Origin of the sequence: Ruegeria sp. THAF33, assembly GCF_009363615.1 — a bacterium.
In the GTDB taxonomy this organism is placed as follows: domain Bacteria; phylum Pseudomonadota; class Alphaproteobacteria; order Rhodobacterales; family Rhodobacteraceae; genus Ruegeria.
The window spans coordinates 2,924,011-2,941,740 of record NZ_CP045384.1 but is presented as its reverse complement, the minus strand read 5'-3'; the positions used below and the strand labels follow the sequence as shown (position 1 = coordinate 2,941,740).

Sequence of the window (17,730 nt, the reverse complement as noted above, 5' to 3'; positions counted from 1 at the left end):
TCAGGGCTATCTTTTATTTAACATTTGTGTTAAATAAGGGGTATGAACACACTTCTGACCACGTTTTCCGCTTTGTCCGATGCCACCCGGTTTTCGATTGTCGAGCAACTGATGGAGCAGGGCGAACTGCCTGCCGGTGATCTGATCGAAGGGCGCGGCATGTCCGGCGCGGCGATTTCGCGCCACCTCAAGGTGCTGCGCGAGGCCGGGTTGGTGCAGCAGCGCGTGCAAGGAACCCAGCGCATGTATTCCATCCGATCCGAAGGATTGCGGGCGATTGCCGACTGGACGATTTCCAAGCGGCAATTCTGGGAAGGCAGCCTGGATCGTCTGAGTGAAATAATCGAAAGGGAGAATTCATGGCCGACCTGAAACTGGAACGGGAATTCCCCGTAAGTCCCGAAGAACTGTTTGCTTGGATCAGTGACGGCACCAGATTGCTTCAGTGGTGGGGGCCCGAAGGGATGCACGTGCCGGACCACAACCTGGATTTCTCGCGTACCGGTCCTTGGTACTCGGTGATGGAGAATGGCGAGGGCCAGCAATACAAGGTCTCGGGCCACGTGACGCATGTCGACCCGCCTAAATTAGTGGGTTTTACATGGGGTTGGCATGACGATCAGGATCAACGCGGTGCCGAAAGCCACGTGACCCTTTCCGTTGCCGCAACCGAAAACGGTGCCCGCCTTGTGCTGGACCACCGTGAACTGGCCGATGCCGAAGCAGCTGCGAACCACACTCAGGGTTGGACGTCTTCGCTGCGCAAACTCGAAGCACTTTGCACTTAGTTTTTTGTTACGGAGGAGCGATATGCCCAAGTTTCTGTTTGTCTATCACGGGGGTCACACCCCGACCGACCCCGCCGAGATCGAGGCGACCATGGCCGCCTGGGGTGCCTGGTTCCAGGATATGGGCGACGCCCTCGATATCCCCGGAAACCCGGTGGGGCAGTCTTACACCGTCAGCAACAACGGAGTGGTCGATAACGGCGGCGCAAACCCGGCCTCGGGCTTCACGGTGATCAAAGCTAACAATATCGACGCTGCGACCGAGATGGCCAAGGGCTGTCCGATGGTCGTCAACGGCACAGGCTCGGTTGAAGTGGCCGAAATCCACGAAATCGAGATGTGAGGCCTTAGTCGGGGAAACCCGTCGCAGGTTTGATCACGCCGCATTCCAGCCCGCGACGGCTGTATTGCGTGGCGTTCATGAATTTGCGGGTGGCAGGGTGATCGGCCTCCAGCACGCCAAGGCTTACCAGTATCGCGGCAATCGCGCATTCACTGGCGCGGGTGGTGCCATCGGTGATCTTCAGCGCAACGCCCATGCTTTTTTCCGGGATGATGGCCACGAACACGGCCTCGGCCCCGGTTTTGATGGCAACACGTCCGTTCATCGCGCGCATCAGTTCGGTGCATGCCCGGGTCTCACCGGCAACAAGTTCCGGGTGTTTCACCATCGCGGCCACCAGCTGCATCGCTGCATCGCTGGAACGGTCGGACCGGTCTGCGGCTGAAGCAAACCAAGCCATCGAACGTGCCAAACCGAAAAGAGATGTGGCGAAATTCGGGGCGGAACAGCCATCGATGCCGTATGCCGGGCTGGTCTCGCCCGTTGTTTCTTCGACGGCAGACAGGCAGGCTTGTTGCACCGGATGATCAATTTCAAGGTATTCCGGCCCGGCGCCCATATGCTGTGCCAGAGTCAGAAAGCCGCAATGCTTGCCGGAACAGTTGTTGTGGATCTGGCAAGGCGTATCGTCCGCCAAAATCAGCCGGTCGCGCGCGGCGGTGTCGGCGGGCTCCTGTGGGCCGCACCGAAGATCGTGCTCGTTCAACCCCAGATGGTCCAGCCACGCCGTCACGCGATCCGTGTGGATTGCCGCCCCGTTATGCGAAGCGCAGGCCAACGCGAGGTGTTCGCTGGTCAGCCCGTATTTCGCCGCCGCCCCTGATGTGACCAGCGGAAGCGCTTGAATCATCTTGGCGGATGACCGCGGATATATGACGGATTGCGGGTCGCCCCAACTGCGCACGATCTGGCCCGTGTCATCGCAAATAACCGCATGACCCAGATGCAGACTTTCCAGCAGAGGGCCGCGCCAAAGTTCTGTCATGGGTACGGGCTGCGTCATCTGGACCTCCGAAATTTATGCGCAAAATTCTGCCAATCGCCCTTTCGCCTGTGGCGAAATCTGCGTTAGTGTGTGTATGTCGGCAATCATCGGAAGACGCAAACGAATAGACGAACCGGCAGGGTTCGCAGACGTGTCCGATGGGTATGAGGTAAGGGTCGAGCTAGGAGGCTGGACAAATGGGATCAATGCTCGTTCGCACGATAGCGGGCCTGTGTGTGGCAGGCATCGCAGCAACATCCGCAATCGCCCAACAGGCGACAAGCACCAACCGCGTTGCTGCAAAAACGGATTGGAGCGTTTTTGTCGAAGACGATCCCACCGAATGCTGGAGCGTCTCGGCACCCAAGGAAACCGTAAACACCCGCGGTGGACGTGTGGTTTCCGTACGGCGCAGCGATATCCTGCTGTTTGTGTTCTATCGCCCGAATGCCGAGGTGAAAGGCCAATTGACCTTTACTGGCGGCTACCCGTTTGCCGCGGGTTCGACGGTGAACCTGAATGTGGACGGGACCGAGTTCGAACTGTTCACGGAAGGCGAATGGGCCTGGGCTGCATCGGACGCGGATGATGCCAAGATCATCACCGCCCTGAAGCGCGGAACCGAGGCTGTTCTGACCGCCCGGTCCGAGCGCGGTACGCAGACGAAAGACACCTTCTCGCTGCTGGGCTTTACCGCAGCGATTGAAGACGCTGAGAAGCGCTGCTCCAACTGATCTTATCGCGCCGATTGCTCAAAGCGCCCCGCCTGGTCGCGGGGCTTTTGACGTCTGGTCATCTGCCAGTTTTGATCCGTATCAAAGTTTCGCACTCGGCAATGTGAACTAAGTGGTTCAGCCACCAAGAGAGGACATCGTGATGAAACAGAAAACTTGGATCACTCTGGTTCTTGCCGCATCCGTCGCCGTGCTGAGCGCTTGCGAGAAGAACGCTGATTCCTATCCGATATCGGGCGAGCAATGTGGCCCGGAAGATCCGGTTCAGACCCTGGACGCCAGTGATTGCTACACACCGCCGCCGGTAAACTGATCAAAAAGGCCCGGCATGTGAATCGTGCCGGGCCTGCCGGCTTAGGAAACCTTTTGATCTTTGCGCAGGTTCCTATATAGAGGCGCATCCCAAGCCCGATTCCTTTGAGATACGCCAATGTCGCCCAAAGCGCCGATCACCCAAGACGTCATGACCATCCCGCGCAAACTGCCCGACGGGAAGGTAAACCTTGTCGGTCTTTCGCGCGACAGGTTGCGCGAGACCTTGATTGAACACGGCACGCCCGAGAAACAGGCCAAGATGCGCACAGGCCAGATCTGGCAATGGATCTATCAATGGGGTGTGCGCGACTTTGCCCAGATGACAAATCTCGCCAAAGCCTATCGTGCACAACTGGCCGAGCATTTCGTGATCGAAATCCCCGAGGTGGTGACGCGTCAGGTGTCCGAGGATGGCACCCGCAAATACCTGTGCCGCATCGCCGGCGGGCATGAGGTCGAGGTGGTCTATATCCCCGAGGAAGATCGCGGAACCCTGTGCATCTCGTCTCAGGTGGGCTGCACGCTGACCTGTTCGTTCTGTCATACCGGAACCCAGAAACTTGTACGAAACCTAACATCCGCAGAAATCGTCGGTCAGATCATGATGGCGCGTGACGATCTTGAAGAATGGCCAACCCCCGGCGCACCCAAGGACGAAACCCGCCTGCTGTCGAACATCGTTCTGATGGGCATGGGCGAGCCGCTTTACAATTTCGAAAACGTGCGCGACGCGATGAAGATCGCCATGGACCCCGAGGGCATTTCTCTGTCGCGTCGGCGGATTACCCTGTCGACCTCGGGCGTGGTGCCCGAGATCGCGCGCACGGCCGAGGAAATCGGGTGCCTGCTGGCGATCTCGTTCCACGCCACCACTGACGAGGTGCGCGACATTCTGGTGCCAATCAACAAGCGTTGGAACATCGAGGAACTGCTGACAGCTTTGGCCAGCTATCCCAATGCTTCGAACTCTGAACGGATCACGTTTGAATATGTGATGCTGGATGGTGTGAATGACAGTGACGAAGATGCGCATCGTCTGATCGATCACATCAAGCGCCACAGCATTCCGGCCAAGATCAACCTGATCCCGTTCAACGAATGGCCCGGGGCACCATACAAGCGCAGCTCGAACAACCGTATCCGCGCTTTCGCCAACATCATCTATCAGGCCGGCTATGCCTCGCCGATCCGCAAGACGCGCGGTGAGGACATCATGGCAGCTTGTGGTCAGTTGAAGTCGGCCACCGAGCGGGCGCGCAAGTCACGCAAACAAATCGAGGCCGAAACGGGTCTGAGCCGATAGGGTTTGATCCATCTGGGCCAGGCTTGATCAGATCGCGCCTTAAGTGTTTTCTGGCTTTGTCTGCACGTCACAAGTGTTTTGTTCAAACTTAATGTTTCAGATGCTGAAACCACATGCATAATTTGCTATATTTGCCGTGCCCGTCGCTGAATTTGCCTCTTCAATTCGATGCACAAGGCGGTGAGGTGTTCGGGTCAGAGATGGCAAGTTTTTGCGATTCCGCTAGACTGTTCCAAGTGGTGCAGAATGCGCTCGGGTGAACTGATTTTCAGGTGGGCCACGATTATGAATGCAAGTTCTTTTTCGATCATCCGTTTTGGTGCCGCTGCGCTTGCTATCGTCTCGGGTTCAGGCTTGGCCTTCGCTGACGGCCAGGACGCTCATATCGCAATCGAAAACCCTGCCGAGTTGAGCAAACAAGAGGCTTTGGAACACTACCGATCCCTCAATCGCCGCATGGCGCGTGGCTACGCCGTGGCGCAACTGGACCTGATCCTCAACTACCAAAGCTGGCCGCTTTTCAACGATGCGCCCTATATTTCGGCAACCCACGGGCAAAGGTATGTGAACAGCTATGCCAATCGCATGGCGCATAACTACGGGACGTTGCAGGAAGGTGAAGAACTTCCCATGGGGTCGGTTCTTGCCAAGGACAGCATGACCGTGACGGATGAAGGTCACGTGCATCCCGGTGCCATGTTCGTAATGGAGAAACTGACAGAAGGTGCCAGCCCGGACACGGCGGATTGGCGTTACATCATGGTCTTGCCGGACGGCTCGGTATTTGGGGACACTATGGGCGACCGCGCCGGCGCCGTGGCGTATTGCCATGTCTGTCACGAACAGGTGGCAGATCGGGACTATACGTTTTACGTGCCGGAAGACTATCGGACGCGCGATTGAGCCAACTCAGGCATTTTCGCCCGGCAGCTTCAATTCCGTCGCCTCGCGGCGGCTGAGCTGCTCGCCTTGTTTGCGCTTTGACAGAACTTCACGGGCCAGCGCGTATTTGTCGTCCTGCCAGAAGATCAGGCAACCGTTGCAGCCCTTGCCGCAGCAGCCTTCGGTGCCGATGCGGTTGGTTTTGAAACGGCGTTCGTTGCCGTCTTCGCCGATCTTTTCAACCAGGGCGTCGCGACGGCGGGCATAGGCGCCAGGGTTGTCACGGCCCGAGGTTTCCAAACCCTGCACCAGCTTGTCAAAGCGGATGCGGCTCCAGTGTTCGTCGGTCAGGGCGCGTTCCTTGCGCAGAACGGAATAGGCGGGGAACCTGGTGCGCAGATCGTCGATATCCTCGTGGTCGAACAGGGTGAAGGGCAGGCGGATCACTGTTTTGGTGCTGCCATGCACCACGTCCATCCGCGCGCCATCGGATGCGCGTTCGAAATCATAGACCCGCAGCAGAACCGTCTCGCGCGAGATGGGCGAGACGAAATCCAGTACATCGCCCGGTTCCAGCTTGTTCTTTACCTCGACCAGAAAGGCCTCCTGGGTCACTTCGGTGACGATCCCGGCATATTCCCACTGCGCGATGGATGCCGTGTGCTCGTAATCATGGGCGTAGTTGGTCAGGCGCCCCTCGTGGAAGGCCAGCGTATAGCCGCGGTTTCCCACGGTCTCCAACTCGCGCATATAGGGTTTCGGGTCCCAGTTCTCGGGGTCGGCATAGTAATCGTCGATGGCCATGCGATAGGCGCGCGCGACGATGGCGGCATAGTATTCCGACTTGCCGCGCCCCTCGACCTTGAGGCTGTCCACGCCGATCTTCAGGTATTCGTCCAGCTTGGGCATGATGCACAGATCGCGCGAATTGAGGATGTAGGAACCGCGGTCGTCTTCCTCGATCGGCATCAGATCGCCGGGGCGGCAGCCTTCTTCCAGCAGGAATTCGAACAGGTCGGCGTTTTCCTCGGTGATGCGCAATTCCTGATGGGTGCCATCCTTCAGGCGCAGTTTCAGTGCATAGTTCCAGCGGCAGGAATTTGCGCAGTTGCCCTGGTTCGCGCCGCGTTCCGCCATGAAGTTCGACAGCAGGCAACGGCCCGAATAGGTCATGCACATGGCACCGTGGACGAAGGCCTCGAGCTTGATGTCGGGGCATTTTTCGCGGATCTCCACCAGTTCGGGGTAGGAAACCTCGCGCGCCAGAACCACCAGTTCCGCGCCCTGATCCTGCCAGTACTTCACCGACAGCCAGGAACAGATATTGGCCTGGGTCGAGATGTGCAGCGGCAGTTCCGGCGCGCGGTCCCGCACGTACTGGAACACGCCGGGGTCGGCGATGATCAACCCGTCCGGCTGCACTTTGCGGACCGTGTCGATATATTCGTCCAGCTTCGGGATGTCCTTGTTGTGCGAGAACAGGTTCAGCGTCAGATAGGCGCGCCGGCCATGGCTGTGGCAGAACTCGACGCCCTCGATCACCTCTTCCAGCGAAAACTCGGATTTCGTGCGCAGCGACATATCGGGCGTGCCCAGATACACCGCATCCGCCCCGTAAAGGACAGCGAGTTTCAGCTTGCGCAGATTGCCCGCAGGCATCAGCAATTCGGATCTGGACTGGGTCATGGCGCCACTTGTAAAAGGATCAAGCCGGCCTTCTAATCCAAATGTTTCGAGTCCAAAACCCCGTTATCTGCGACGGAATCGCGCTGTGCCGATCACTTCAACCAGTTGCTGACGAACTGGTTCGGGTTGAGCCTCGACCGCGTTCAAAACCTCGCGCAACTCGGCCCGCAGCCCATGCATCTGATCAATCAGCGAGATCATCATCGACAGTGCATCTGCCTCCATGTCGTACTGTTCGTGCAACTCGCAGGCAAGTTCCAGACGGGCGACGTCGATACTGTGATAGATCAGCCCTTGGTCTGATTGTTCGGGGATCACAATCTCGGCCGCCAGATATTCGGTCAGCCGATCCGAGGTCAGTCGGGCGACGGTTTCGATCAGTTCCTTCTCGGTCAGGGTCATGACGGCATTCCTTTCCGCGGGTCGTAGCTGTGTGTTTTGCGCCAGGTCTCCATGAACTGTTTCAGATCGTCATCGATTTTGTCGGGCATCGAGACGGTCAGTTCGATCAACTGATCCCCACGCTCGGATGAGCCGCGTTTTTTGACACCCTTGCCCCGCAATCGCAGGGTTTTACCACTGCTGGTGCCCGCCGGTACGCTGACATTCACGCCGCCATCAATCGTAGGGGCGGGGACTTTGCCGCCCAGAATCGCCTCATCAATGGTGATGGGCAGGGTGATGTGGATGTCGTCGCCCTGACGATCAAACACCGGATGGCTGGCGACCGAGACAGTTACCAGAGCATCGCCCGGAGGGCCTTCACCATATCCCGGCGCGCCTTTGCCGCGCAACCGGATGGTCTGGCCGTCGGTGATCCCGGCCGGGATTTTGACTTCGATCCTGTCCCCATCCGGCAAGGTCAATTTCTGACTGGCGCCGAACACGGAGTCCAGGAAGCTGATTTGAAGCGAGTAGTTCAGATTGTGACCCGGTGCGTGAAACTGGTGGCCGCGCTGGCCCCCAAAACCGCCGCGACCACGCATGAACTCGGCGAAGACGTCTGACATGTCGTCGGGATCGGCCTGACGCCCGCGATAGGGGTTTCCAGCGGCCTCGGCATAGTCCCGGTAATACTGCTGTTGCGGGCGCTCCTGACCCGAGGCGTCTATTTCCCCGTTGTCAAAACGCGCACGTGTTTCAGGATCTTTCAACAGATCATAAGCAGCCGCGGCGGCCTTGAACTTGGCCTCAGCCGCGTCATCGCCCGGTTTCAGATCCGGATGGCAATCCTTGGCGATACGCCGGTAGGCTTTTTTGATCTCGGCTGTACTGGCGTCCTTCGAGACACCAAGAACGGTGTAGGGGTCGTCGCTCATATCACTCTCTCAGGTCAAGGACGGGTCTGATCAGGATGAAGGTGTTCTACCATGAGATTTCAACGGGTAAAACGAAAGAGGCGATTGAATTGTTTCGTAAAATCCCGCAGACCTGATAGTATCTGCATATTTATAATTGTCGAATGACGGAGACCGCCGCATGTCACGCAGAATAAAATCCGCCCTGGCCCTGCTGGCCGGGAATGCCATTGGGTTGTTGCTTGCCGCGCTGATATTGTCGGGATTTGCGATCAAGCCGATCTCGTTCATCGTGGTGGTGATAGTCTTCACCGTCGTACAAGTTGTCGCTGAACCCCTGATCCTGAAACTGGGCGAAAAGAAAGCGCCCGCCCTGAAGGGTGGGATCGCCCTGATCGTGACCTTCGTGGGCCTTTTCGTGACCGACCTGATTGCTGCCGGGCTGACCGTTGGCGGGGTTTCGAACCTGCTTGCGGCAACATTGCTGGTCTGGCTGGGGGCGTTGATCGCCAGCGTGGTGCTGCCGATCTACGTGTTCAAAGAACTGCGTGAGCCCAAAAAGTAATCACACAGCGTTCAGGCTGGCTTCGATAGCGTGCCACAATTCTTCCACGGGTTCGCACCCGACGGACAGGCGGATAAAGGCCGGATCAACGTCGTCGCCCCAGCGCGCGCGCCGCTCGGCCGAGCTGTGGACGCCTCCGAATGACGTGGCCGGGCGCAGAAGCGGGCAATTGTTGATGAAGGCTTCGGCCTGGTCTTCGCTGTTCAGCGTCAGCGACAGAAGAAAGCCGAAACGTGTGGTCTGTTGTTGCGCCAGTTTATGCGACGGGTCGTTGGCCAGCCCGGGATAGCGCACCTGTTTCACTGCGGGATGTGCCGCCAGGCGTTCGGCCAATACTTCGGCCGAGCTGCACATCCGGTCGAACCGAACGTCCAGCGTTTCAAGGCCGCGATGCAGCAGCCATGCTTCATGTGGCCCCGGTATGGAGCCAGAGACTTTCCGCCATTCCCCGACCCGTTCCATGATGTCGCCGTTGCGGCTGGCCACATGGCCCATCAGCATGTCGGAATGCCCGCCCATCGCCTTGGTATCGGACGAGACGACTACGTCGATGCCCAGATCAAGAGGACGCTGACCCAGCGGAGTCATCGTCGTATTGTCGGCAATGGTTATGCCCCCGGCAGCGCGCACCCGATCCGCCACCTCGGTCAGATCGATCATGTCCAACCCGGGATTCGAGGGGCTTTCGGCAAAGACCACATCGAACCCGTCAAAACCGCCGTCGGCAAAGGCGGTGGTGGGGCGTTCCTCAACGATCACACCCAGCCGCGACAGGAAACGATCGGCCAAAAGGCGCGTCACGTAATAGCCATCGGAGGGGATCAGCAGGCGTGATCCGGCCTTTACGGTGGCAAACAGTGCCGCGGAAATCGCCGCCATGCCCGAGGGAAAGCTGAGGCAGGGCGCGTCTTCCAAATGCGACAGAACATGCTCCAGATGCACCCAGGTCGGGTTGTCCACCCGACCGTAACTCGCCCGCCCGTCCGGGGTGCCCGGCAGGTGGTACATGCTGCTTTGGGTCAGTGGCAGCGCTACGGGTTCGCCCTTGCTCAGGGCATTTCCACGCAGATGCAGCATCTCTCCGGTCTTGGGTGCCATGGTTCAGCGCCCCGGAATTTCGTCGCGGGGCGGGGCGGGCTCCCAGTTTTCGATGATCTCGACCGCCTCCTGCGCCGTGTCCACAAAGCGGAACAGATCAAGATCCTCGTCCGAGATGGTTCCGGCATCGGCCAGCGCTTTCCAGTTGATGACCTTTTCCCAGAATTCGCGACCAAACAGCAGGAAGGGCACGCGGTCCATCCGGCCGGTCTGAATCAGGGTCAGGGATTCGAACAGCTCGTCCATGGTTCCGAAACCGCCGGGGAAAATCGTGATCGCGCGGGCGCGCATCAGGAAGTGCATCTTGCGGATGGCGAAATAATGGAAGTTGAAGCTGAGATCCGGCGTCACATAAAGGTTCGGGGCCTGTTCGTGCGGCAGAACGATATTCAGCCCGATAGAACATCCGCCCGCGTCCTGTGCCCCACGGTTGCCTGCCTCCATCACACCGGGGCCGCCGCCCGTGACGATCACGTTTTCACGGCAGCCGGTCTCGTTCGATTTCACGGTCATCAGCCGCGCGAACTCGCGCGCCTCGTCGTAATAGGCCGACAGACCAGCCAGCGTTTCCGTTCGTGCGGTGTGTTTCTGCGATGGTTCAGGGATGCGCGCGCCGCCGAACATCACGATGGTCGAGGTGATCTCGCGTTCGCTCATGATCATCTCGGGTTTCAACAATTCCAGTTGCAGACGCACCGGGCGCAGCTCGTCCCGGCACAGGAATTCGTCATCGGCAAAGGCAAGGCGATAGGCGGACGATCGCGTTTGCGGCGTGTCCGGCACTTCGCTCGCGGTCGAGCGATCTGTCTGCGCATCGCGAAACGGATTGTGGCGGTCTTCTCTCATGGGTGATCGATCCCTGCTTGCGTGTTTTCCAAACAGCTATAGGGTTCGCGGGCAGAGTGCCAGTCACGGAAAGACAAGAATGAATTGGAAGAGCGAAATATCAGCGGCGCGGGATCGTATCGCCGGACATACGCAGGTGACGCCGGTGATCGAGAGCCGAATTCCGGGCCATCCCATTGAGCTGAAGCTGGAGCACATGCAGCACACGGGCAGTTTCAAGGCGCGCGGTGCGTTCAATACGTTGCTGAGCCTCGACGTACCCGATGCAGGTGTCGTGGCTGCATCCGGCGGCAATCATGGTGCAGCGGCGGCCTTTGCGGCGCAGGCGCTTGGATATCCGGCCAAGATTTTCGTGCCCGAACTGGCGGGGCCATCCAAGATTGCATTGATCCGGCAAACCGGAGCGGATCTGAGCGTTGTGCCCGGCGAATACGCCAATGCGCTGACACAGGCGCAGGCGCATGAAGCGGAAACCGGAGCGATGCAGATTCACGCCTATGATGCGCCGGCTACCGTGGCGGGGCAGGGGACCTGCTTTGCGGAATGGGATGCGCAGGGGCTACAGGCAGATACGGTTCTGGTCGCCGTGGGCGGGGGTGGGCTGATCGCCGGGGCGTTGGCCTGGTTCGACGGAGCGCGCAAGGTCGTGGCGGTCGAACCCCAGACCTCCTGCGCATTGAATGCGGCGTTGCAGGCCGGTGAACCGGTGGATGTTTCCGTATCCGGCATCGCGGCAAATGCGCTGGGCGCGCGCCGGATCGGGCAGATCTGTTTCGACCTGGCACAGGGGATGACGTCGGTCCTGGTGTCGGATGATGCCATCGCGGCGGCTCAGAAGGCGTTGTGGCAGGCGCATCGTATTCTGGTGGAACCGGCGGGCGCTACGGCGTTGGCAGCCTTGACCTCGGGCGTGTATCGGCCCGAACCGGACGAACGCGTGGCCGTTCTGGTGTGTGGTGCGAATATCGCCCCGGACCCGCTTGCGGGGTGAATTATCTGGTTGAGGATAGCTGCCGTAGATTTTATCTATAATTTATGACCGCTACGATCTCGGACACGATTTACCAGAACCTCAGCCAGCAAATCATAACCGGAGAGCTGAGCGCCGGGGAAAAGCTGCGGCAGGATCATATTGCCCGCGCCTTCGACACCAGCCATGTTCCGGTGCGGGAAGCCCTGTTGCGGCTTGAGGCGCATGGATTGGCCCGGCATGAACCGCGCCGGGGCATGCGGGTCACGGCGCTGGACCCGGCAGAGGTGCGAGAGGTCATCGAAATGCGCGTGGCGCTGGAAACACTGGCGTTGCAGCAATCGGTGCAGAACATGTCTCCGGTCGCATTGGAAAAGATCGATCGCGCACGCATCGCCTGTGACGAGGCGCAGACGATGCCCCAATGGGAGGCTCTGAACAGAGCGTTCCATCGCTGCATTCTGACGCCTTGCGGGTTGCCCCGGCTTTTGCATGCAATTGACGACCTGCATATCGCCAGCGCACGCCATTTGTTTGCGCACTGGCGGTCGAAATGGGTGCAGCAGACAGACAAGGACCACGCGGCGCTTGTTCAGGCGCTCAGGCGGAAGGACCTGAGCACGGCAAAAGGTATTCTGACCCGACATATACGCCGCGCCAGCTGATTACGGGCCTGTCAGCCGCAAAACGGCCCGTGTTCGTCGCATTGCGCCATGGGCCTGGCTTGCGTATAGGCCAAACCAACATGAACAGATTCTGTAGGGAGACGCCCCATGTCCAACGCGCAACTGGAAGCCGCCATCGAAGCCGCCTGGGAGGCGCGCGACACGATCACACCCGCCACGGCAGGTGAACAACGCGAAGCGATCGAAGACACGCTGAACGCGCTGGACAGCGGGTCGCTGCGTGTTGCTGAAAAGCTGGAAAACGGCGACTGGCATGTGAACCAGTGGGCGAAGAAAGCGGTTCTGCTGGGCTTTCGCATCAAGGACATGGAAATCCAGACTGGCGGTCCGCAAGACGGCGGCTGGTGGGACAAGGTGGACAGCAAGTTCGCCGGTTGGGGTGAAGATCAATGGCGCTCGGCCGGGTTCCGCGCGGTTCCCAACTGCGTTGTCCGCAAGTCGGCCTATATCGCGCCGGGCGTGGTGCTGATGCCATCGTTCGTCAACCTTGGCGCCTATGTGGATGAAGGCACCATGGTCGATACCTGGGCGACCGTTGGTTCATGCGCGCAGATCGGCAAAAACGTCCACCTGTCGGGCGGTGTTGGCATCGGCGGCGTGCTGGAGCCGATGCAGGCCGGCCCGACCATCATCGAGGACAACTGCTTTATCGGCGCGCGCTCCGAGGTGGTCGAGGGCTGCATCGTCCGCGAAGGCTCGGTTCTGGGGATGGGCGTGTTCATTGGCAAATCCACCAAGATCGTGGATCGCGAAACCGGCGAAGTGACATATGGCGAAGTCCCACCCTATTCCGTGGTCGTCGCGGGTTCGATGCCGTCAAAGAACAATATCAACCTGTATTGTGCGGTGATCGTGAAGCGGGTGGATGAAAAGACCCGGTCGAAAACCGGCATCAACGAATTGCTGCGGGACTGATTTTCCCGGTTGTACAGAAAGGCCGGAGCAGACCCGCTCCGGCCTTTCGATTATTTTGGGGTGTCGTTCAAGGTGAGGCCGAACCCCGACCAAAACCTGTCCTGAGCATGAGGCTCATCTCAGAGGATCACCCTTTGTGGGTCAGCGGTTTTCACCCTGCATAGCGTCAACTTCTGAGTTTTCAGCATTGGTTTCCGCGCCTTCGTTGTCGCCGCCGCTTTCGCTGTCGCCTTCGCTTTCGTTATCGCCTTCGCTTTCGTTATCGCCGCCGCTTTCGTTATCGCCGCCGCTTTCGCTGTCTCCGCCGCTTTCGTTGTCGCCTTCGCTTTCGTTATCGCTGCCGCTTTCGCTGTCGCCTTCGCTTTCGTTATCGCCACCGCTTTCGTTATCGCCGCCGCTTTCGCTGTCGCCTTCGCTTTCGTTATCGCCACCGCCTTCGCTGTCGCCGCCGCTTTCGTTGTCGCCGCCGCCTTCGCTGTCGCCGCCGCTTTCGTTGTCGCCGCCGCCTTCGTTATCGCCGCCGCCGTCCTGAGCGTACGCCGCACCCGGCGTCACAAACGACAGCACAGCGACAGCAGGTACTCCGGAAAGCGCAATCACACTTGCAGTCGTCATCATTAACTTGGACAGAACACTCATTTTAATTCTCCTGTAAAAAAATGACTTTCGCAGTGGCTCCAGCGTAGAGATGGCCTGTCTTCATCGTTGCAAAAGGCGGGAAACGCGTCGAACTCAGCAGAAAATGGCTAGAATCACGACTCAAATGTGGCAAAAATGTGCCCGATTCAACTTGGAGAATCGAATTCGAGCACTGCTCAATTTTTGGGCGAAAACGGGAAAAGGGCTTTGCTGAGTCGCATTCCTGCAAGTCCTCAGGGCCTAAAGGCCAGGCAGCGGGCTGCGGAAGATCTTGGCCTCAAAGCCTGGATCGATGGAAGCAGTTGACCCTTCAAAACACCGCGCGTAATGCATGGCCCATGGAAAAGCAAAAGAAGCCCTCGCGTCAGCAAGTCTATACCCTTCTGGTCCAGATCGGCCGCAAGGATGGAGACGGGCTGCCCGACGGTGCGACCGGGGCGGCACTGATCTGTTATGCCAGCGGCGTGGACGAAGCCGAGGCCGTGCGCGAGACGGTGGCTATTCTGAAGCAGGCCGACACCGCGCCTTTGGATGTCACCGGCTACGGGACCCTGGCCGAGCGTGAGGCACAGGGACATGAGATCGAACCCGACGAACGTGCCCTGATGCAGCGCGCGCTGGATGAAAACGCCGTGATCGTCGCGCAGATGACACCCTTCTTCGGAGACGAGCCGCAGACCTAGTTCCGCGTACCGAACCACTTGCGATAGATTTCGTCATAAGTTCTGTCTTCACGCAACGAAAGCAGGGCCTGGTTGACATCCTCGACCAGAGGCGACCCGGTCGGGAAAGCGATACCGTAGTTTTCGCGCAGGAAGACGCCGCCTGTCATCGATGCAATTCGCCGGCCTTCATGGGCCGCATAGTAGGACAGGATCGGTGCATCGAAGACCACAGCGTCAAGTTGCTTGGCCTCGAACGCATCCAGCATCTGCTCCAGCCCGGGATAGCCGGTGAATTCAATCTCACGCCGGTTCAGAAAACTTGCCGCGGTCGAGTCCGTGATTGTCCCGACACTCTTGCCATACAGGTCGTTCACCGAATTCACGCTGCCCGTGATCGCCTCCACGGTCATGACCGACGTGATGCGGGCCGTGAAAACGGACACGATGAACAGTGACGAAACAACCAGAACGACACCCAGAAGCCGGCCGAATGGCGTGCGCGGCATCCTCTCTTCGAAACCACCGTTCACGACAAGGTTCAGCGCCCACCAGAACGAGGGAAACCAGGCTTCGTTCAGCTTGCGGTCGAAATAGGGTTGGGCGCGGCGCTCAAAGCTCCACATCAGCATGCCGCCGCCCAACAGAATGGCGAAGGCCAGGCCGATGGCGATGAACAACTCTTTTGAGAGCAACGCATGCAGCAGCGACGGCTGGCGCGCGGCTTCCGATGGCACCATGATTTGCAGGCCCGCCTCAAAGATCGGCTGGGTGAAGTCCATTTGCGTTTCCCGCTGCGCGGTGATCGAGATATTGGCAACTGCAAGATCCGCAGATCCATCCCGGACCGCGCCCAGCATCTCCGAAAAGGAATCGACCCGATTGACGGAATAGTCCCAGTTCAGCGCCTCTGCCAGCGCCGCGAGCAGATCCATCGAAAAGCCGGTTTCCGCACCGTCCTCGACATAGGAAAACGGGGGGCGGGTCACCGTCGTAACCGTGAGAGACTGCGCCATACTCTGCTGCGCGAGGACGGCGAAAGTCAGGCAGATCAGTGCGAAGAATGCGCGCTTCATTTTCATTCACCTGTTTCGCGGCCCTGTAACGCGATTGTGCAGCGGGCGGCAAGATGGTCGCCGGGTAAACCGCCATGATTTGTTAGGGTGTCGCTTTGATATCTGCACATTTGGTCGCAACGATATTTTTGCGAATTGGGGTTGGAAAACCGGCCAATTCGTTGAATCTGTGCGCGAACCCGCGAAAGATACAGTTCCAGAGGCCATTGCATGACCGACCCCGTCCAATTGACAGCCGATCTGATCCGTTGCCCATCGGTCACACCTGCCGAAGGTGGCGCGCTGGTTCTGCTGGGATCGGTGCTGGCGGATGCGGGGTTTGAATGCACGCGTGTCGACCGTGGTGGCGTCAGCAACCTGTTCGCACGATGGGGCCAGAAAGGCCATCCGCGCAGTTTCGGGTTCAACGGCCATACAGATGTTGTGCCGGTCGGCGACGAGGCCGCGTGGACGATGCCGCCTTTCGGGGCCGAAATACGGGATGGTGTGATGTATGGGCGTGGGGCAACGGATATGAAATCCGGCGTTGCGGCGTTTGCGGCGGCGGCAATCGATTTCGTGCGCGACACCCCGCCTGACGGAGCCATCATCCTGACGATCACCGGCGACGAGGAAGGCGACGCGCTGGATGGCACGACCGCTTTGCTGGATTACATGGACGGCGCGGATGAACATATGTCAGTCTGTTTGGTGGGTGAGCCGACCTGCCCGAACAAGATGGGCGAAATGATGAAGATCGGCCGTCGCGGGTCGATGACTGCATGGTTTACCATCACCGGTGTTCAGGGGCATTCGGCCTATCCGCATCGTGCCAAAAACCCGTTGCCAGCCATGGCGCGGCTGATGGATCGGCTGGCGGGGCACGAACTGGATCAGGGCACGGACCACTTCGATGCGTCGACGTTGGCAGTGGTGACAATCGACACCGGGAATGCGGCCACCAACGTAATCCCGGCGCAGTGCAAGGGAACAGTGAATCTTCGATTCAATGATCTGCATTCCGGGGCCAGCCTGAGCGACTGGCTGAAGTCGGAAGCAGATGAGGTGGCCGCTCAGTTCGGCGTTGAAATAGATGTCGCAATCAAGATTTCAGGCGAAAGCTTTCTGACCCCGCCGGGGCCCTTGTCGGATCTGGTGGCCAAAGCGGTAGAGGCGGAAACAGGCGCATCGCCCGAGCTTTCGACGACCGGTGGTACGTCGGATGCGCGTTTCATCAAGAACCATTGCCCGGTTGTAGAGTTCGGTCTGGTCGGTCGCACGATGCATCAGGTCGACGAATGCGTCGAGGTGGCCCAGATCCAGCAACTCAAATCGATTTATAGCCGTATCCTGACCGATTATTTCGCCTGATCCATGCAGCGCACATTGGTGATCATGGTGAAGGAACCTCAACCGGGCCGCGTCAAAACGCGGCTTGGGCGAGAAATCGGCATGGTCGCGGCGGCGTGGTGGTTTCGGCACCAGACCCAGTCCTTGATCCGGCGGCTGCGTGATCCCCGCTGGCGTATCGTTTTGGCCGTCTCACCCGATCAGCAGGGTCTGAACAGCCGGGTATGGCCTGCGGACCTGCCGCGCGCCGCGCAGGGGCGTGGGGACCTGGGGGATCGCATGGGGCGGATGCTGCGCGGGATGCCCAAGGGGCCGGTTTGTCTGATCGGTGCGGATATTCCGGGCATTTCGCGCCGCCATATTGCCCGTGCTTTCGACGCATTGGGGCGTTCTCAGATGGTGTTTGGGCCAGCACCGGATGGTGGCTATTGGCTGGTCGGCGCGCAACGATATGCGGCCTTGCCGGCAAGTCTGTTCCAAAACGTGCGCTGGTCGACAGAACACGCATTGGCTGACACGCTGGCCTCGATTTCTGGCGGTCGGGTGTCATTGCTTGATCAGCTGCGCGATGTGGATACGGTTGCCGATCTTGAACCCTGAGGCTTTTTGG

General features: G+C 59.2%; 22 protein-coding genes. 14 read left to right on the top strand and 8 right to left on the bottom strand.

Annotation, left to right across the window (positions count from 1 at the left end; translation table 11 throughout):
• The first annotated feature begins 42 nt into the window (after window positions 1-42).
• The 3 genes from FIU92_RS14750 to FIU92_RS14740 are packed head-to-tail and all read left to right on the top strand — an operon-like array spanning window position 43 to window position 1,131.
• Window positions 43-372, top strand: a complete 330-nt coding sequence (locus tag FIU92_RS14750) for a helix-turn-helix transcriptional regulator (RefSeq protein WP_152459330.1) — start codon at window positions 43-45, stop codon at window positions 370-372.
• Window positions 360-788: an SRPBCC domain-containing protein gene (locus FIU92_RS14745; protein WP_152459329.1), complete on the top strand. Its 429-nt coding sequence runs from the start codon at window positions 360-362 to the stop codon at window positions 786-788. The genes FIU92_RS14750 and FIU92_RS14745 overlap by 13 nt, the downstream gene beginning before the upstream one ends.
• 22 nt (window positions 789-810) lie before the next feature.
• Complete coding sequence (locus FIU92_RS14740; RefSeq protein ID WP_152459328.1) at window positions 811-1,131, top strand: YciI family protein; 321 nt, start codon at window positions 811-813, stop codon at window positions 1,129-1,131.
• Between the two features lie 4 nt (window positions 1,132-1,135).
• On the opposite strand, the gene FIU92_RS14735 is transcribed toward FIU92_RS14740, so the two are convergent.
• Complete coding sequence (locus FIU92_RS14735) at window positions 1,136-2,134, bottom strand: asparaginase (RefSeq protein ID WP_152459327.1); 999 nt, start codon at window positions 2,132-2,134, stop codon at window positions 1,136-1,138.
• A 179-nt stretch (window positions 2,135-2,313) separates the two neighbouring features.
• Between FIU92_RS14735 and FIU92_RS14730 the strand changes: the two genes are divergently transcribed.
• The 4 genes from FIU92_RS14730 (at window position 2,314) to FIU92_RS14720 (ending at window position 5,371) form a co-directional block, all read left to right on the top strand.
• The gene (locus tag FIU92_RS14730) at window positions 2,314-2,850 is read left to right on the top strand and encodes an invasion associated locus B family protein (RefSeq protein ID WP_152459326.1); all 537 of its coding nucleotides are present in this window, start codon (window positions 2,314-2,316) and stop codon (window positions 2,848-2,850) included.
• A 142-nt stretch (window positions 2,851-2,992) separates the two neighbouring features.
• Window positions 2,993-3,163 carry a hypothetical protein gene (locus FIU92_RS22830; RefSeq protein WP_171119963.1) on the top strand — a complete coding sequence of 57 codons (171 nt, stop codon included), beginning with the start codon at window positions 2,993-2,995 and terminating at the stop codon, window positions 3,161-3,163.
• A 117-nt stretch (window positions 3,164-3,280) separates the two neighbouring features.
• Window positions 3,281-4,468, top strand: a complete 1,188-nt coding sequence (gene rlmN, locus FIU92_RS14725) for a 23S rRNA (adenine(2503)-C(2))-methyltransferase RlmN (protein WP_152459325.1) — start codon at window positions 3,281-3,283, stop codon at window positions 4,466-4,468.
• A gap of 285 nt (window positions 4,469-4,753) precedes the next feature.
• On the top strand, window positions 4,754-5,371 hold the full coding sequence (locus tag FIU92_RS14720; protein ID WP_152459324.1) for a cytochrome P460 family protein: 618 nt from the start codon (window positions 4,754-4,756) through the stop codon (window positions 5,369-5,371).
• A gap of 6 nt (window positions 5,372-5,377) precedes the next feature.
• Here FIU92_RS14720 and FIU92_RS14715 read toward each other — a convergent pair whose 3' ends face one another.
• The 3 genes from FIU92_RS14715 to FIU92_RS14705 all read right to left on the bottom strand — a co-directional run bounded on the left by FIU92_RS14715 (window position 5,378) and on the right by FIU92_RS14705 (window position 8,355).
• Window positions 5,378-7,036 carry a U32 family peptidase gene (locus tag FIU92_RS14715; RefSeq protein WP_152459323.1) on the bottom strand — a complete coding sequence of 553 codons (1,659 nt, stop codon included), beginning with the start codon at window positions 7,034-7,036 and terminating at the stop codon, window positions 5,378-5,380.
• A 63-nt stretch (window positions 7,037-7,099) separates the two neighbouring features.
• Complete coding sequence (locus FIU92_RS14710; RefSeq protein ID WP_152459322.1) at window positions 7,100-7,438, bottom strand: hypothetical protein; 339 nt, start codon at window positions 7,436-7,438, stop codon at window positions 7,100-7,102.
• Window positions 7,435-8,355 (bottom strand): DnaJ C-terminal domain-containing protein, encoded by a 921-nt coding sequence (locus FIU92_RS14705; protein WP_152459321.1) that lies wholly within the window; start codon window positions 8,353-8,355, stop codon window positions 7,435-7,437. The genes FIU92_RS14710 and FIU92_RS14705 overlap by 4 nt, the downstream gene beginning before the upstream one ends.
• A 160-nt stretch (window positions 8,356-8,515) precedes the next feature.
• On the opposite strand from FIU92_RS14705, the gene FIU92_RS14700 reads away from it, so the two are divergent.
• A complete protein-coding gene (locus FIU92_RS14700) occupies window positions 8,516-8,899 on the top strand; it encodes a hypothetical protein (protein ID WP_152459320.1) in 384 nt (127 codons plus the stop codon).
• Here the strand turns inward: FIU92_RS14700 and FIU92_RS14695 are convergent, their stop codons facing one another.
• Together FIU92_RS14695 and FIU92_RS14690 are read right to left on the bottom strand one after the other, a co-directional pair.
• A complete protein-coding gene (locus tag FIU92_RS14695; RefSeq protein WP_152459319.1) occupies window positions 8,900-9,997 on the bottom strand; it encodes a cystathionine gamma-lyase in 1,098 nt (365 codons plus the stop codon).
• A gap of 3 nt (window positions 9,998-10,000) precedes the next feature.
• Window positions 10,001-10,843, bottom strand: coding sequence for a TIGR00730 family Rossman fold protein (locus FIU92_RS14690; RefSeq protein WP_152459318.1), 843 nt, complete (start codon window positions 10,841-10,843; stop codon window positions 10,001-10,003).
• A gap of 79 nt (window positions 10,844-10,922) precedes the next feature.
• Between FIU92_RS14690 and FIU92_RS14685 the strand changes: the two genes are divergently transcribed.
• The 3 genes from FIU92_RS14685 (at window position 10,923) to dapD (ending at window position 13,414) form a co-directional block, all read left to right on the top strand.
• Window positions 10,923-11,834, top strand: coding sequence for a threonine/serine dehydratase (locus tag FIU92_RS14685; protein WP_152459317.1), 912 nt, complete (start codon window positions 10,923-10,925; stop codon window positions 11,832-11,834).
• A gap of 44 nt (window positions 11,835-11,878) precedes the next feature.
• Window positions 11,879-12,478, top strand: coding sequence for a GntR family transcriptional regulator (locus FIU92_RS14680; RefSeq protein WP_152459316.1), 600 nt, complete (start codon window positions 11,879-11,881; stop codon window positions 12,476-12,478).
• 108 nt (window positions 12,479-12,586) lie between these two features.
• Complete coding sequence (gene dapD / locus FIU92_RS14675; RefSeq protein ID WP_152459315.1) at window positions 12,587-13,414, top strand: 2,3,4,5-tetrahydropyridine-2,6-dicarboxylate N-succinyltransferase; 828 nt, start codon at window positions 12,587-12,589, stop codon at window positions 13,412-13,414.
• A 141-nt stretch (window positions 13,415-13,555) separates the two neighbouring features.
• On the opposite strand, the gene FIU92_RS22825 is transcribed toward dapD, so the two are convergent.
• Window positions 13,556-14,053 (bottom strand): hypothetical protein, encoded by a 498-nt coding sequence (locus FIU92_RS22825; protein WP_172978503.1) that lies wholly within the window; start codon window positions 14,051-14,053, stop codon window positions 13,556-13,558.
• 338 nt (window positions 14,054-14,391) lie between these two features.
• Between FIU92_RS22825 and FIU92_RS14665 the strand changes: the two genes are divergently transcribed.
• Window positions 14,392-14,736 carry a hypothetical protein gene (locus FIU92_RS14665; RefSeq protein ID WP_152459314.1) on the top strand — a complete coding sequence of 115 codons (345 nt, stop codon included), beginning with the start codon at window positions 14,392-14,394 and terminating at the stop codon, window positions 14,734-14,736.
• On the opposite strand, the gene FIU92_RS14660 is transcribed toward FIU92_RS14665, so the two are convergent.
• The gene (locus FIU92_RS14660; RefSeq protein WP_152459313.1) at window positions 14,733-15,791 is read right to left on the bottom strand and encodes a transporter substrate-binding domain-containing protein; all 1,059 of its coding nucleotides are present in this window, start codon (window positions 15,789-15,791) and stop codon (window positions 14,733-14,735) included. The two genes, FIU92_RS14665 and FIU92_RS14660, sit on opposite strands and share 4 nt — an antisense overlap.
• A 210-nt stretch (window positions 15,792-16,001) precedes the next feature.
• On the opposite strand from FIU92_RS14660, the gene dapE reads away from it, so the two are divergent.
• Window positions 16,002-17,141 (top strand): succinyl-diaminopimelate desuccinylase, encoded by a 1,140-nt coding sequence (gene dapE / locus FIU92_RS14655; protein ID WP_152459312.1) that lies wholly within the window; start codon window positions 16,002-16,004, stop codon window positions 17,139-17,141.
• A 3-nt stretch (window positions 17,142-17,144) separates the two neighbouring features.
• Window positions 17,145-17,720, top strand: coding sequence for a TIGR04282 family arsenosugar biosynthesis glycosyltransferase (locus tag FIU92_RS14650; RefSeq protein ID WP_152459311.1), 576 nt, complete (start codon window positions 17,145-17,147; stop codon window positions 17,718-17,720).
• Window positions 17,721-17,730 lie beyond the last annotated feature (10 nt).

Excerpts from the sequence above, each read along its gene's own strand:
- FIU92_RS14730 (WP_152459326.1), top strand. The coding sequence starts at position 2,314 with ATGGGATCAATGCTCGTTCGCACGATAGCGGGCCTGTGTGTGGCAGGC.
- FIU92_RS14710 (WP_152459322.1), bottom strand. The coding sequence starts at position 7,438 with ATGACCCTGACCGAGAAGGAACTGATCGAAACCGTCGCCCGACTGACC.
- FIU92_RS14695 (WP_152459319.1), bottom strand. The coding sequence starts at position 9,997 with ATGGCACCCAAGACCGGAGAGATGCTGCATCTGCGTGGAAATGCCCTG.
- FIU92_RS14680 (WP_152459316.1), top strand. The coding sequence starts at position 11,879 with ATGACCGCTACGATCTCGGACACGATTTACCAGAACCTCAGCCAGCAA.
- FIU92_RS14745 (WP_152459329.1), top strand. The coding sequence starts at position 360 with ATGGCCGACCTGAAACTGGAACGGGAATTCCCCGTAAGTCCCGAAGAA.
- FIU92_RS14735 (WP_152459327.1), bottom strand. The coding sequence starts at position 2,134 with ATGACGCAGCCCGTACCCATGACAGAACTTTGGCGCGGCCCTCTGCTG.
- FIU92_RS22830 (WP_171119963.1), top strand. The coding sequence starts at position 2,993 with ATGAAACAGAAAACTTGGATCACTCTGGTTCTTGCCGCATCCGTCGCC.
- dapE (WP_152459312.1), top strand. The coding sequence starts at position 16,002 with ATGACCGACCCCGTCCAATTGACAGCCGATCTGATCCGTTGCCCATCG.
- FIU92_RS22825 (WP_172978503.1), bottom strand. The coding sequence starts at position 14,053 with ATGAGTGTTCTGTCCAAGTTAATGATGACGACTGCAAGTGTGATTGCG.
- FIU92_RS14720 (WP_152459324.1), top strand. The coding sequence starts at position 4,754 with ATGAATGCAAGTTCTTTTTCGATCATCCGTTTTGGTGCCGCTGCGCTT.
- FIU92_RS14690 (WP_152459318.1), bottom strand. The coding sequence starts at position 10,843 with ATGAGAGAAGACCGCCACAATCCGTTTCGCGATGCGCAGACAGATCGC.
- FIU92_RS14700 (WP_152459320.1), top strand. The coding sequence starts at position 8,516 with ATGTCACGCAGAATAAAATCCGCCCTGGCCCTGCTGGCCGGGAATGCC.
- FIU92_RS14660 (WP_152459313.1), bottom strand. The coding sequence starts at position 15,791 with ATGAAGCGCGCATTCTTCGCACTGATCTGCCTGACTTTCGCCGTCCTC.
- rlmN (WP_152459325.1), top strand. The coding sequence starts at position 3,281 with ATGTCGCCCAAAGCGCCGATCACCCAAGACGTCATGACCATCCCGCGC.
- dapD (WP_152459315.1), top strand. The coding sequence starts at position 12,587 with ATGTCCAACGCGCAACTGGAAGCCGCCATCGAAGCCGCCTGGGAGGCG.
- FIU92_RS14715 (WP_152459323.1), bottom strand. The coding sequence starts at position 7,036 with ATGACCCAGTCCAGATCCGAATTGCTGATGCCTGCGGGCAATCTGCGC.
- FIU92_RS14650 (WP_152459311.1), top strand. The coding sequence starts at position 17,145 with ATGCAGCGCACATTGGTGATCATGGTGAAGGAACCTCAACCGGGCCGC.
- FIU92_RS14685 (WP_152459317.1), top strand. The coding sequence starts at position 10,923 with ATGAATTGGAAGAGCGAAATATCAGCGGCGCGGGATCGTATCGCCGGA.
- FIU92_RS14750 (WP_152459330.1), top strand. The coding sequence starts at position 43 with ATGAACACACTTCTGACCACGTTTTCCGCTTTGTCCGATGCCACCCGG.
- FIU92_RS14665 (WP_152459314.1), top strand. The coding sequence starts at position 14,392 with ATGGAAAAGCAAAAGAAGCCCTCGCGTCAGCAAGTCTATACCCTTCTG.
- FIU92_RS14705 (WP_152459321.1), bottom strand. The coding sequence starts at position 8,355 with ATGAGCGACGACCCCTACACCGTTCTTGGTGTCTCGAAGGACGCCAGT.
- FIU92_RS14740 (WP_152459328.1), top strand. The coding sequence starts at position 811 with ATGCCCAAGTTTCTGTTTGTCTATCACGGGGGTCACACCCCGACCGAC.